The organism is Vibrio sp. 661 (assembly GCF_033339315.1).
Taxonomy (GTDB): domain Bacteria; phylum Pseudomonadota; class Gammaproteobacteria; order Enterobacterales; family Vibrionaceae; genus Vibrio; species Vibrio alginolyticus.
This window is the reverse complement of record NZ_JAWOUJ010000006.1, coordinates 19,474-34,014: the sequence shown is the minus strand read 5'-3', so window position 1 is coordinate 34,014 and position 14,541 is coordinate 19,474. Positions and strand designations below refer to the sequence as shown.

At 43.1% G+C, this 14,541-nt stretch carries 9 protein-coding genes; 4 read left to right on the top strand and 5 right to left on the bottom strand.

The window, feature by feature from the left end; all coding sequences use genetic code 11:
- Nucleotides 1–38: 38 nt before the first annotated feature.
- From pepN to R7P69_RS13020, 5 genes are all read right to left on the bottom strand, one after another.
- Nucleotides 39–2,645, bottom strand: coding sequence for an aminopeptidase N (gene pepN / locus R7P69_RS13040; protein ID WP_238951928.1), 2,607 nt, complete (start codon nt 2,643–2,645; stop codon nt 39–41).
- Nucleotides 2,646–2,871: 226 nt separating this feature from the next.
- A complete protein-coding gene (locus R7P69_RS13035) occupies nt 2,872–3,537 on the bottom strand; it encodes a hypothetical protein (protein ID WP_033905322.1) in 666 nt (221 codons plus the stop codon).
- Between the two features lie 194 nt (nt 3,538–3,731).
- Entirely contained in the window at nt 3,732–5,738 is a 2,007-nt protein-coding gene (gene prc / locus R7P69_RS13030; RefSeq protein WP_017634279.1) for a carboxy terminal-processing peptidase, read from the bottom strand.
- Between the two features lie 17 nt (nt 5,739–5,755).
- The gene (gene proQ / locus R7P69_RS13025; RefSeq protein WP_005377435.1) at nt 5,756–6,382 is read right to left on the bottom strand and encodes an RNA chaperone ProQ; all 627 of its coding nucleotides are present in this window, start codon (nt 6,380–6,382) and stop codon (nt 5,756–5,758) included.
- A gap of 97 nt (nt 6,383–6,479) precedes the next feature.
- Nucleotides 6,480–6,953, bottom strand: coding sequence for a GAF domain-containing protein (locus R7P69_RS13020; RefSeq protein ID WP_005377433.1), 474 nt, complete (start codon nt 6,951–6,953; stop codon nt 6,480–6,482).
- 92 nt (nt 6,954–7,045) lie between these two features.
- Here R7P69_RS13020 and R7P69_RS13015 point away from each other — a divergent pair, with 92 nt between their 5' ends.
- The 4 genes from R7P69_RS13015 (at nt 7,046) to rsmF (ending at nt 14,345) form a co-directional block, all read left to right on the top strand.
- On the top strand, nt 7,046–8,842 hold the full coding sequence (locus R7P69_RS13015) for an ABC transporter ATP-binding protein (RefSeq protein WP_017634277.1): 1,797 nt from the start codon (nt 7,046–7,048) through the stop codon (nt 8,840–8,842).
- 24 nt (nt 8,843–8,866) lie between these two features.
- On the top strand, nt 8,867–10,117 hold the full coding sequence (locus R7P69_RS13010) for a paraquat-inducible protein A (protein WP_213909945.1): 1,251 nt from the start codon (nt 8,867–8,869) through the stop codon (nt 10,115–10,117).
- Nucleotides 10,110–12,758 carry an MlaD family protein gene (locus R7P69_RS13005; protein ID WP_017634276.1) on the top strand — a complete coding sequence of 883 codons (2,649 nt, stop codon included), beginning with the start codon at nt 10,110–10,112 and terminating at the stop codon, nt 12,756–12,758. The genes R7P69_RS13010 and R7P69_RS13005 overlap by 8 nt, the downstream gene beginning before the upstream one ends.
- 150 nt (nt 12,759–12,908) lie before the next feature.
- Nucleotides 12,909–14,345, top strand: a complete 1,437-nt coding sequence (gene rsmF / locus R7P69_RS13000) for a 16S rRNA (cytosine(1407)-C(5))-methyltransferase RsmF (protein ID WP_238951929.1) — start codon at nt 12,909–12,911, stop codon at nt 14,343–14,345.
- The last annotated feature ends 196 nt before the right edge of the window (nt 14,346–14,541 follow it).

The window sequence follows — 14,541 nt, the reverse complement described above, 5'->3', positions numbered from 1 at the left end:
ATAAGGTGGTCTTAATGACCACCCTATTGTGTTGTTTACTATTCGTCTAGTGCTTTAGTCACTTTTTCGAATAGATCTTTAGCAAGATTATCCATTGCTTTGAGCTTTTCAAGTTCTGCACGAATCATTGCTTGGCGAGCTTCATCGTATTTACGGAACTTAAGCAAAGGATCAATCATTCGAGAAGCTACTTGTGGGTTCGAATCATTTAGTTGGCGAAGAATTTCACCGGCAAACTGGTAACCTACACCGGATTTATCATGGAAACGTACAGGGTTCGCACTTAAGAACGAGCCAATTAAGCTGCGCGTACGGTTCGGATTTTTCAAACTAAATGCTTCGTGGTTCATGGTTGCTTTTACTTTTTCAAGAGCATCCTCTGCAGGATTGCTACCTTGAAGTGCAAACCACTTATCCATAACCAAACCATCGTGCTTCCATTTATCGCTATAATCAGCCATAAGTGCTTCACGACACTCGAGCTGAGCGTTATTTGCAGCACTCATCGCAGCAATCGTATCTGTCATGTTATTTGCAGATGCGTATTGTGCGTTGACTAAATCATTACCTTTTGCCGTATGTGCTAGGTATTGTAGGCAACGGTTACGTAAAGCACGCTTGCCAATAGCAGCATGGTCGATCGTATACTCTGTTTGCTTAAGCGTGTGATAAGTCGCACTTAGCTCATCTTCTAATTCCTTAGAAAGTGACACTGTAATGCTGTTTAGCACTTTGTCTACGGCATCGATATCAATTTGTTGGTACCAACCAGTAATCTCATTGATTGAAGGCATAGAGAAAACTTGAGCAATGAAAGCTGGCTCAAGCGTTTCATCCAACAGCACACCGCGGAAAGCATCTATCACACCTTCAGAAAGCGATACTTCTTGTCCCGCTTGAACATTTTTCACATTCTGACGAATGTATTTAGCCAATAGCATTTGGCTAGCGTCCCATCGAGCAAAATCGTTCGTTGCGTGCTTCATCAAGAAGACTAACTCGTCATCGCTGTAATCGTATTCTAATTTGACTGGTGCCGAGAATTCACGCAACAAAGATGGCACTGGCTGTTCTTCGACATTTTCAAATACGAACGTTTGCTTATCTTGTTTAATATCCAGCACGTTATGAACAGATTCACCGTTAATCACCAGTGGGATAACTCGACCTTTCGAATCATACAACTCGATATCGAACGGAATATGCAGCGCTTGTTTTTCTGTTTGGTCTTGCGTCGGCTCCGTAAATTGCTCTACCGTTAGTGCGTAAGTTTTTGCATCAGCGTTGTATTCGCTATTTACGCGTAGCGTTGGTGTACCCGATTGGCTGTACCACAAACGGAACTGTTTTAAATCAACACCGGTGGCATCTTCCATTGCAGAAACAAAGTCTTCACACGTCGCGGCGGTACCATCGTGACGTTCAAAATAAAGTTTCATTCCTTTTTGGAAGCCCTCTTCGCCAAGGAGTGTATGGTACATGCGAATAACTTCGCTGCCCTTTTCATACACCGTTAGCGTGTAGAAGTTATTCATCTCAATGACTTTGTCAGGACGAATCGGGTGAGACATTGGGCTTGCATCTTCCGCAAATTGAGGACCACGAATAATACGTACGTTATCAATACGGTTATCAGCACGAGAACCTAAGTCAGAAGAGAATTCTTGGTCACGGAATACGGTTAAGCCTTCTTTTAGACTTAGTTGGAACCAGTCACGACAAGTGACACGGTTGCCAGTCCAGTTGTGGAAGTACTCATGACCGATCACAGCTTCGATACCTAAATAGTCACGATCTGTCGCAGTTTGATCGTTCGCCAGCACATATTTTGAGTTAAAAATGTTCAAGCCTTTGTTTTCCATTGCACCCATGTTGAAGAAATCAACAGCAACGATCATGTAAATATCCAGATCGTATTCCAGGCCAAAGCGTTCCTCATCCCACTTCATCGAGTTGATCAAAGATGTCATCGCATGACCTGCACGATCTAAGTTACCTTTATCAACAAAGATTTCTAAATCAACACTGCGACCTGACATCGTTGTATATTTGTCACGCAATACATCAAAGTCGCCTGCAACAAGGGCGAACAAGTAAGCTGGTTTTGGATGCGGATCCTGCCATTGAACCCAATGACGACCGTTCTCTGCATCACCTTCTGCAATTCGGTTACCATTGCTCAGCAAATATGGGTAAGCCGCTTTATCTGCGATCACTTTTGTTGTGTATTTTGCTAGAACATCCGGACGGTCTAGATAGTACGTGATACGGCGGAAGCCCTCAGCCTCACACTGAGTACAAAATGCGCCGCCTGATTTGTACAAACCTTCGAGTGCTGTATTCGCTTCAGGATCAATTTTGGTGACGATTTCAAGTTCAAACTCGGATGGAAGATCGGTCAGTACCAGCGATGACTCCTTCACCTCGTGATGAGCCCAATCCTCACCATTTACTTTTACAGCGCGTAGCTCAAGCCCTTCGCCATCGAGTTCTAGCGTTGTTGTATCGCTTTTTTGAGCAACTTTTGATATCGCCGTAACGATTGTGTCATTGTCATATAGATCAAAAGTAAGATCGATATCAGTAATCGCATGAGATGGCTCTTTATAATCTTTACGATATTTGGCCTGGGGAGCTTGAGACATGAGCATAAATCCTTGTATGTCGAACAACAAAAATACCAGACTGCATGATCAAAAATGCAGTTCTGGTATCACTATATAAGCTATTTGTAGGGGTTGTGGTATCAGAATACAAGTCTTTCCATCAAAAAACGGAGCTTTTAGTGCTCTAGCTCCGTTTTTTGATTAACATTTAAACAACATTAATGACTTACCGTACGCACGCGTAATTTGGCGCATGTTAAAGGCATCATGGCGTAACTCTATTGAGTACGGCGTACATATCACCATTGGAATCTTCGATCGTTAGCTCATTCTTGTTGAGCTTATACGTGGTTCCATGCTCGCCATTTTCATACAACAGAACCAGAAACTCATCTTCTGTGTAAAACACACCTTGTTTGATGGCCTCATCCCCTTCTTCGTTCGAAACCCTAAACATGAACACGAAATCAGGTTGAAGTATCAAATCCATCTGATTAATGTTGTTTGCCACAAGACCGTCGCCAGATACGTGAGAGCTAGACCAAATACCTGCAAGTGAATTGGATAATCCCTTAGTGAATGTTACACCATTAAGATCAAGCGTATTATGGTTGTTGCGATAGGCATAAATTTGAGGCTCGTCGGTGTTTAAACCAAGAACGATGGTGTCTTCATTTGCGTTATACAGCCCTTCCCAATGGTCAACGGAATAGTCTTTCTTTTGAATATCAATAGAAAAGCTGTAGTCAGAACCTAATGAGAGTTTGATCGCGCGAAAGTTTTCAGCCGACTCTTCGGGGTTTGGGTTCATTAAATACCAGTCTCCGATGAGAAACGGCGTGTCAAAGTGACTTAATTCATCTTCTCTGGTGTTTTCTCCACCAAACACACTAAAGCAGCAAAAGCTAAGTAAAATAAAGAACCACTTCATATCGGCATCCTTATCGTTTTCTTTTAGCTTAGCCAGTAGTCCTCACTTTCGCGAAATTTTAGATGTAGATCACGTAAATTATTGGGGGAAAATAAGCGAATATCTTGCTCGATATCGAGACAGCGGAAGACAAAAAGGCATAAAAAAAGAGTGAATCTGAAAGACTCACTCTTTTTATTCTAAATTGCCAGTTATTATGACTGATTTTCCTGCTTAAGTAGATCGACCATAATCGCGACAGACTCATCTAAATAAACATCAGGAGCCTCGTAGTCTTTTGGTATGTCATCCAATGTTTTGAATGCTTTTTTACCCAAAGCAACTTGACGTTCATTTATGCGTTGTAATCGAAGGGCTTCCGCTTTATCCGATTCAGCTTTACGAACTTTTTCGTTCAAAGACAAAGTATTATCGTCTTTTTCTTTACGATATTTCTCGATGTCTTCATTGATAAAGCGGAACTCCATCTCATCAGAAATACGCTTGTTATGAAGAGCAGTAAGTTTTTCAACTAAGGCGTCGTTACTTGGAAACGTTTGATATTGTGCTTTATCAATCTGATCCCAAGGTAAAGCATTGTCTTCAACACTTTCACCAGTTTCAGAAGCCTCAATTGGCGTTGGGTACGAAATATCTGGTGCAACACCACGATTTTGCGTACTTCCACCGTCAATACGATAAAATTTCTGAATCGTGTACTGAACATAACCTAGCTCTTTATCGAACAGATCATAAATATGATTCAGTGAACGATGTTGCTGAACTGTACCTTTACCGAAAGAGTTTTCACCTAAGATGATTGCACGATTATAATCTTGCATTGCCGCTGCAAAAATTTCAGATGCTGAAGCACTGTAGCGGTTAATCAATACCGTCAATGGGCCATCATAACTCACTTTTCCATCGGTATCGGCATTCACCTTGATGCGGCCATAGCTGTCACGAACTTGAACTACAGGGCCTTCTTTAATGAATAAACCTGTCAATGCCGTCGCTTCTGTTAGCGCACCACCACCATTGTTACGTAGATCAACGATTACGCCGTCAACGTTTTTGGTTTTCAACTCAGCTAGTAATTTATCGGTGTCTTTCGATAAGCCGACGTAGAAACTTGGTACTTCTAAAATACCAATCTTCTTACCGTCTTTTTCGATGATTTCTGACTTAACCGCACGATCTTCTAAGCGAACTTTGTCACGAACAATTGTGACAATGTAACTCTTCGCATCGTTACCTTCTGGCAAGATCTGTAGATTAACCTTTGTGCCTTTCGGGCCTTTGATTAACTGAACAACATCATCCAGACGCCAACCGATCACGTCGACAATTTCTTCACCGTCTTGTCCAACACCAGTGATTCGGTCCCCTTCACCAAGTTGCTTACTCTTCGACGCCGGACCGCCAACAACAAGTGAACGAATTACTGTGTAATCGTCTGTCATTTGCAAAACGGCACCGATGCCTTCTAGAGAAAGGTTCATTTCCGATTGGAATTGCTCGGCATTACGTGGAGAAAGGTAGCTTGTATGAGGGTCAACCTGTCGCGCGAAGGCATTCATATACAACTGAAATGCGTCTTCATTGTTGGTCTGTGTGATGCGCTTCATCGCGTTGTTATAACGCTTCTCTAAAACTTCTTTAATCTCTGGCCACTCTTTGCCAGTCAGTTTCAGATTTAACGCGTCATATTTCACACGCTTGCGCCACAACTCGTTAAGCTCTGCTTCGTCTTTTGGCCATGCGGCCTCAGAGCGGTCTAACTCTATCTCGTCATCGGTATCAAACTTGATCTCTTCATCGAGTAGAGTTAACGCATAAGCAAAGCGATCGAAACGCTTCTGCATTGAGAGGTTGTAAACATCAAAAGCAATTTGGTTGTTGCCCGATTTAAGCTGATCATCAAGCTCGACTGACCAATTTTTAAATGAGTCGATGTCTGCTTGAGTGAAAATATTTCTATTGTAATCAAGCAACTCTACATAGCGTTCAAAGATCGCTTTAGAGAAATCATCATTGAGGCTGAAGTGCTTATAATGAGAGCGGGTAAATCGCGAGGTGACTCGTTTGCTAGCTGTTTCATGCTGAACTTCAGGAGAAAGAACTGGCAAGTCATCTTTATGTAGTTTGGCTTCAAGAGCCTGAGCTGATGCTGCTAGCCATAAGCTAGCAGCAATCAGGGTCACTTTTGAACGGCAATTCATGCGTAGGAGTATCTCCTTTATGCGCGCAAGTGCTCCGCTTTCACAACCATTTGTAGGCCGTTAGCAAGTTGAACACGTACATCATCCTTATTGATTTCAACAATGGTCGCTGCCATGTTTCCTTTGCCCATGTTCACGTTAACTGCGTTACCTACTGTGATTTCATCAGCATTTAGAGCGCGCGTTTCTACAGGCTTAGTTGGTTTTTGTACTTTTGGTTTATTAGTACGACGAGGCTGTTGAGGCTTTTTAGCCGCAGGTTTCGCTTTCGCCTTACCCTCTTCACGAGCTTTTTGTGCTTGTTCTTTACGACGAGCCTGAACTTTCGCCTTGCTTTCTGCAAGTGTCGCTTTCGCGTGTTCAACGTGCTCTTCTTCTAGCTCACCACAAGGGTTGCCATCTAGGTCTACACGTACTGCACCTGGTTTTACACCGTGTAGGTAACGCCATGATGAAGTGTACTGTCTTAACGCTGCACGAAGCTGTGTTTTGCTTACTTTTTCGTCTTCATTTAGACGTTCCGCAAGATCTTGAAAAATACCAATTTTCAGAGGTTTTGCTTCACCTTCTAAAGTAAAGCACTTAGGGAAACATTCAGCAATATATGCAATAACTTCTTTGCTGTTTTTTAACTTTTCAGTCATGAGGGGTCCTGATTTGAGCGGATTTCCGCGAGCATTAAGAAAAAATATTCTCGTATTATAGTGACATGCCAAGGAAAAACCACACTCGAAGGCTAATTTATGCGTCGTTCGCGTGTGAATTAAGCAGCTTTTCTACTTCAACCATGAAATGAGTGAGACCTTCTTCGTCTGTTTCATTAAATCGGCCAATACTTGGACTATCAATATCAAGTACACCAACCACCTTTCCATTAATAGAAAATGGAATCACAATTTCTGAATTGCTCGCTGCATCGCACGCAATATGCCCCTCAAATTCGTGAACGTCGTATACTCTTTGTATAGTATTAGTTTGTGCAGCAGTACCGCAGACGCCTCGACCCATTGGGATACGAACACAAGCTGGTTTTCCTTGGAACGGACCAAGAACAAGCTCTTCACCTTTTGTTAGGTAAAAGCCTGCCCAGTTAAGATCGTCAAGTTCCATGAAAAGCAATGAGCTCAAGTTTGCTAGGTTCGCAATAAAGTCTGGTTCAGACTCAATTAGAGCAACAGCTTGTTTGGTTAGTCTTTGGTATTGTTCTAAGTTCATATTAACTTCCTACTTACTATAAAAGCTTCCATTCTCAATGTATGGCGCTAAAATGCAGCCCTACTTTATAATAGGACTTATTCTCAATTACAATGCTTCTGAAAAATGACACTATTAGCCGTTCTTGGTTGATAACACAAGTAAAAAAGCACAAGTCCAAGCTGATCATAGCGAACTTGATAGCGGTGCTTGCAACCTTGATTAGTGTTCCAATTCCCCTCCTCATGCCTTTGATGGTTGATGAGGTCTTATTGGACCAACCTGCAAAAGGCTTAGATGCCATGAATGCCATTCTCCCTGAAGCGTGGCACACTCCGACAGGCTATATTTTCTTCACCCTGTTCTTGGTTGTTCTTATGCGAGCTGCGAGCCAAGGATTAAATATCCTTCAAAGCCGACAATTTACGCTTGTTTCAAAAACCATCACGTTTGAGATGCGCAGTAAAATGATCGACAAACTCGGCCGTATCAGCATCCGACAATACGAAACCAAAGGTAGCGGAGGAATCAACGCACACCTTATCACTGACATTGAGACCATTGATAAATTTATTGGTTCTACGTTAGCAAAATTCGTTATCAGTTTTCTGACTGTTATTGGTACTGCTATCGTTCTACTTTGGCTCGATTGGCGACTTGGTCTGTTTATCCTGTTAGTTAACCCTATTGTCATTTACTTCTCACGTAAACTAGGCAGTATGGTTAAACATCTGAAACGGAAGGAAAATCATTCTTTTGAAATTTTCCAAAACCGTTTGGTTGAAACATTAGATGGAATCTACCAACTACGCGCAGCCAATAAAGAGCGAGAATTCCTCCAACAACTCAAAGACAGTGCGAACCAAGTTCGCGTTGATGCAGACAAGTATGCTTGGCAATCTGAAGCGGCTGGTCGCGTTTCTTTCCTTCTCTTTTTGATCGGCTTTGAATTATTCAGAGCTGTCGCAATGTTAATGGTCATGTTCAGTGACCTTACTATTGGCCAAATATTTGCCGTTTTTGGTTACCTATGGTTCATGCTGTCTCCTGTTCAAGAGTTGCTTGGGATTCAGTTTTCTTGGTACAGCGCTAAAGCCGCATTAAAACGCATCAACGACTTATTAGAGTTAGAAGAAGAGCAGAGACCGGTTCCTAAGGTAAATCCTTTCAAAGAAGGTAGAGAAGTTGACGTTAAAGTAGAAAACATTAATTTCTCTTACAATAATGAAAACAAAGTCCTAGATAATCTTTCTTTACATATGCCGGCAGGAAAGAAAGTGGCGTTAGTTGGTGCAAGCGGCGGTGGTAAGTCGACCTTGATACAATTACTTATTGGGGTTTACCGTCAAAACTCCGGTAGCATTCGCTTTAATGATGAATTAACAGAAGATATTGGCTTTGAAGTAATTCGCGACAAAATTGCCGTGGTATTACAGCAACCTATACTATTTAACGACACCTTGAGGCATAATCTAACGCTTGGTGGTAATTTTGACGAAATGTCACTTTGGCGTGCGCTTGAAGTGGCTCAGCTGCAAGATGTAATTTCTCAACTTAACCACGGCTTGGATACTCAAGTTGGTCGTAATGGCATTCGTTTGTCAGGAGGTCAACGACAACGGCTTGCCATTGCTAGAATGGTGCTGAGTAATCCTCAATTTGTTATTTTAGACGAAGCCACGTCTGCGTTAGATACCGCTACTGAAGCGGCTTTACACAAAGCACTGACCGAGTTCTTACGTGGTAGAACAACATTAATCGTTGCGCACCGACTATCCGCTGTTAAACAAGCCGATTTGATCTACGTGCTTGAAGATGGGAAAGTGACGCAAACTGGTACTCATGGTGAGTTAGTTGAGCAAGAAGGCTTATATCAAACCTTATATGGGGGCATACAGTCCCACGCTTAAATCGTTCAAGCTAGAGAGGTCGTTATGACCTCTCTGTCTAAGCACGCCATGCAATCCAATAACGTACGTCTGTGCCAAGGTTGTGAATTGCCTGTCGACATCGTCGACTTACCCCATGGCAAAAATGCACACTGCCCTCGTTGTGGTACACAATTATATCGCGGAGGTAGCCCTAGCCTCTCTGGTAATCTAGCCGTCGCGATAACCTGCATCCTACTATTTATTCCATCGCACTTTTTTAACTTTATTAGCATCCGACTCTTTGGTGTGATGATTCCGGCAACCCTACCTTCAGGGATGATCACATTGATGGAAGAAGGATTTGTTCTTCTTTCATTGCTCATTCTATTTTGTAGCTCTCTTGCGCCACTGACGGTTTGTGTTTCAGTGGTAACGGCGCATATTTCTTTACATCAACGATGGTTCCGTGGGCTTCGTATCTCACTGTGGCTAATTCAACATTTGAAGCATTGGGTTATGTTAGATGTGTTCTTAGTTAGCATCGCCATTTCCTGTTTTAAACTCCAAGATTATTCCGACATTTTCGTCGGTCCAGGGTTAATTGGTCTGGTTCTTTTGCAGATATTTACCGTTTTGTTAGTTTCAAGAATCAGCGTGCGTCGTTATTGGGAAGCTTGGAAACCAGAAAGTTTATATGCTTTTGAGCATAAAGATGTGCATTGCCATGAATGCCACTTGTCCCAACCTGAAGGTGACCATTGCCAGCGTTGTCATCACGAGTTATATCATCGCAAGCCAAACTCCATCCAGAAAACATGGGCTTACCTCATCGCAGCAACGGTCGCCATCTTCCCTGCTAACCTGATCCCTATTTCCATCTTGCTTACCAATGGTAAGCGTTTGGAGGACACTATTTTTTCAGGCGTGGCTGGTTTAGTAAAAAGCGGCATGTATGGAATCGCTGCGATCATTTTTGTTGCCAGTATCGTTGTCCCGGTGATTAAAATACTTGGGCTCGCCTACATCATGCTTTGCATCCAATTCAAACGTTCGGTGTTTAAGAGACAACGAATGATGGTTTACTTTGTTGTTAAATGGATCGGTAAATGGTCTGTGATGGATTTGTTTGTTATTTCTATCATGATGACGTTAGTCGATCGTGGTCAGATACTGGATTTCACACCAGGATATGGCGCGGTAGCATTTGGTGTTGTCGTTGTATTGACCATGCTTGCAGCAGAAAGTATTGATCCAAGGCTAATCTGGGACCAAACAAGCCCAAAACAATCAGAAAAAGAGTCAATGAATGAGTGATCAGAACAGTTCTCAAACGTCATACGTACCAGATGTAAAGCGGAGTAAAGGCATATCTCCTCTTTGGCTGTTGCCAATTTTGACCATGGTCTTAGCTGGCTGGCTTGTTGTGAAGTCGATACACGATGCAGGACAACGAGTGCAAATCTATTTTTCTGATGCCGCTGGTCTTGTCGCCGGCCGAACCACTATCCGTTACCAAGGATTAGAAGTCGGCATGGTAAGAGACATTAACCTCACCGAAGATCTCGGCAGTATTTATGTCGATGCTGATATCTATCCTGAAGCTGCAAAGTTACTGAACGATAAAACACGCTTTTGGTTAGTAAAACCAACAGCTAGCCTAACGGGAGTTTCCGGACTGGATGCGCTCGTCTCAGGTAACTACATCTCGATTCAACCCGGAGATGGTCAAGAGTTTGAGACAACATTCCATGCGTTAGACTCTGCCCCAACAGATTTACGCGTTTCTCAAGGTTTGAATATTAAGCTCAAAAGCCGTGATTTAGGTGGTGTATCGGTTGGCTCTCAAATTGTTTATAAGAAAATCCCAATCGGTGAAGTGTACAGTTACCAGCTAGATGAAGATGCAAAATCTATCACTATTCAAGCCAACATTCAGGATCAATACCGACATATCATTAACAACCGCAGTCGATTCTGGAACGTCAGTGGAATTGGTGCCAGCATCGGTTTTGAAGGTGTCGATGTAAGACTAGAAAGCATGAGTGCCTTACTAGGTGGCGCCATCGCCGTCGACTCTCCGGATGATGGTGAGCCTGTAGAAGAGAACACCGAGTTCCGTTTGTATAAAGATTTGAAAACTGCTGGTCGAGGCATCGCGGTTAAAATCGTCCTACCTGATGACAGCAAGATCAGCGGAGAAGGCGCTCCAATTATGTATCGCGGAATCGAAATTGGCCAAGTTACGGACTTGAGCCTTTCCGAAGGCCGAGAAGTGATATTGGCGTCAGCGGCAATTCAACCCGCTTTTAGTGACATGCTGACGACAGGTACTCGATTTGTTTTAGAAGAAGCAAAAGTGTCCCTTTCTGGTGTTGAAAACATTGCTAATTTAGTGCGAGGAAACTTCTTAACGATCGTGCCGGGCGCGGGTGAACGCTCTCGCCGCTTTACTGCCATTCGTAAAAACGTGTTTAACCAACAGCAAGAAAAGTCCATCGCGATTCGGTTGGTGTCCGACAATTCGTTTGGCCTAGATAGCGGTGCCAATGTACTTTATAAAGGCATCGTTGTTGGTTCAATCATCAAAGTGGGCCTAGTTAAGGAAGATAAAAAATCACAACACGAAGTATTTATGGATGTATTGATTGACCATGAATACAAACATCTGATCAAATCAAACAATCGTTTTTATGTAACCGGCAGTGCATCAGCAGAGTTAACTGAATCCGGGCTCAGCGTTACCGTTCCTCCAGCAAAGCAGTTGTTAACCGGGTCAATTAGTTTTGTGAGCGAAGGCAAGCAGGATATTCAAAAAGAGTATCAGCTGTTCCAAAATGAATCATTGGCTGAATTGGCGCAGTACAATCAAAGTGGCTCTAGGGCGCTAACACTATTTGCTTCTGAATTGCCGCCGATTTCCAAAGGCAGTCCTCTACTCTATCGTAATCTTCCAGTTGGTAACGTCTCCGATTTCCAACTAGTTGATGGCGGAGTACTAATTAAGGCTACCATCGAAAACCGCTTCGCTTATCTTGTAACGCCACAAACCGTTTTTTGGAATCGTTCAGGGATCGAGATAGATGCATCATTAGCCGGAGTTAGTGTGAAAGCGCACCCTTTAAAATCGTTAATCGAAGGTGGCATCGCTTTTGACTCCGTACCAGGCGTTGAAAACAAAATCGGAGAAAACTGGAAGCTGTATTCTGATCAAAAAACCGCTCGCAAGTTTGGGCGCGTCATTGCTTTAGAAACCGACGGTTCGCAAGAGATTGCTAAAGGAATGCCGATTGAATATCAAGGTGTTAAAGTTGGTGAAATCACTCTGGTTGTACCGAATTTTCGTCGTAACATGGTTGAAGTCACTGCAAGAATCCTACCTGAATACGTAGAAAACATTGCAGTTGAAGGTTCACATTTTTGGCTAACTGAACCAGAAATTGGTTTAGGTGGCGTTAAAAACCTCGGAGCGTTGGTGTCGAAATCCATCAGTGTTGAACCAGGTAAAGGTAAAGCCAAATTTGATTTTCAGTTAGAAAATAGTTCAGAACGCGTGCATGGAATCATGTTTACGTTACAAAGTGAACAAAGAGGCTCAGTACAAGTCGGTACCCCTATTCTTTACCGCCAGATGGAAGTTGGCCAAGTGACCGACGTAAGCCTAGGAGAATTTGCTGATCGCATCGTCACGACTATCAAAATACAGCCTGAATATGCTTACCTCGTTCGTCAAAACAGCGTGTTTTGGAATGTTTCAGGAGTAGATGTCTCCATCGGGCTTACTGGCGCGAACATCAAAGCAGGCACATTTGATAGTTTAGTTCGCGGAGGAATTGCGTTTTCAACGCCAGAGCAATCGACTATTCCACCAGCGGCAAAAAGTGGGCAATCTTTCTTTTTGTATCCACAAGCTGAAGAAGGTTGGACTCAATGGCGTACTGCGATTCCTAAGCCGTAGAATAAAGCTCAATTCAGGTACAATTGAAGTTTGAGTACCTTAAAAGAGCAGCAATCGCTGCTCTTTTTTATTGCTCGGCCCTTGTCACTATTCGTTTCTGCTTCGCTTTCGTATATTATTTGCCACAAATTCTGCAAACGAGATCCCACATTGCATCCTAATGTTTACATCCCAGACGCGTTTCTGGAAAAAATCCAAACTATCCTTCCAGCTCACCTCAACATGGAAGACTTTATCGCATCGTGCCAAAAGCCACTGCGCAAGAGTATTCGAGTTAATACGTTGAAGATCAGCGTTGAAGCGTTTTTAGAACGAGCAGAAACAAAAGGCTGGAAGCTTTCTCCTGTGCCTTGGTGTGACACGGGGTTTTGGATTGAAGCGGACGAGTCAGTTGTACCATTAGGCAACACAGCAGAACACATGTCTGGCTTATTCTACATTCAAGAAGCCAGTTCGATGATGCCGGTATCTGCTCTGTTTATGAATGATGAATCTTACGATGCCGTGTTAGATACCGCAGCCGCTCCAGGCTCAAAAACCACTCAAATTGCAGCTTTAATGAACAACGAAGGTGTACTTGTGGCCAATGAATACGCCGCAAGTCGTGTAAAAGTACTGCACGCTAATGTGGAACGTTGTGGGGTACGTAACGCCGCACTAAGTAACTTCGATGGACGCGTTTTTGGCGGTTGGCTACCAGAACAATTTGATGCGGTTTTGCTCGACGCGCCTTGCTCTGGAGAAGGCACCGTTCGCAAAGACGAAGATGCGATGAAAAACTGGACGCAAGCTTCCGTACTCGACATCGCTGACACGCAGAAAGATCTTATTGAAAGCACCTTCCATGCATTAAAGCCCGGTGGTGTGATGGTTTACTCAACATGTACGCTCAGTACAGAAGAAAACCAACAAGTTTGTCATCACTTGAAAGAAACCTTTGGGGATGCTGTAGAGTTTGAAAGCCTTGAGAACTTGTTTGAGAACGCAGAGGCAGCTCTAACTGAAGAAGGCTTTTTGCATATTTTCCCGCAGGTCTACGACTGTGAAGGGTTCTTTGTTGCAAGAATTCGCAAACTGGCTGCTGTTGAGGCGCCAGAAGTCAAAAAGCGCATGGGGAAATTCCCCTTTGCTAAAACTTCAAAAAAAGAATCGACAGAAATTGCTCAACAACTCCAAAGCGCGTTAGGTATTAAACTTCCAAATGACAGTTCTGTATGGCTTCGCGATAAAGATGTCTGGTTATTCCCTAATGCTTTAGAACCGATGATCGGCGAATTACGCTTCTCCCGTATGGGTATAAAGATCGCGGAAGCCCATAAAAATGGCTACCGTTGGCAACACCAAGTCGCGACTGCCCTGGCGACAGGTTCTGAAAGCAACGCCATTGAACTCAGTATTGAAGAAGCGCGCGAATGGTACATGGGGCGTGATGTTCGCCCACAAACCATTCCTGAGGGAATGAAAACAGGTAAAGGCGAAGTGCTTGTCACCTATCAAGGCGCAGTTATTGGCCTTGGCAAGTGGGTAAGCAACCGAATAAAGAATGGTCTCCCTCGCGAATTAGTACGAGATAAGAACTTATTTTAAAAGACGTAACGAACCATAAATAAATGAAAAGCCATCGTATTTGCGATGGCTTTTTAATTCGTAAGTATGAAAGCAAGTGGGCTCGCTAGCGATCCGGACACGCTGTACTAAACTAGTTGTATCAAAGTAATGCTTTGATGTGGCATTTCTCTCTATGTTCACCAACAAAATTATTGTTGGACAAGTTTAGCGCAGG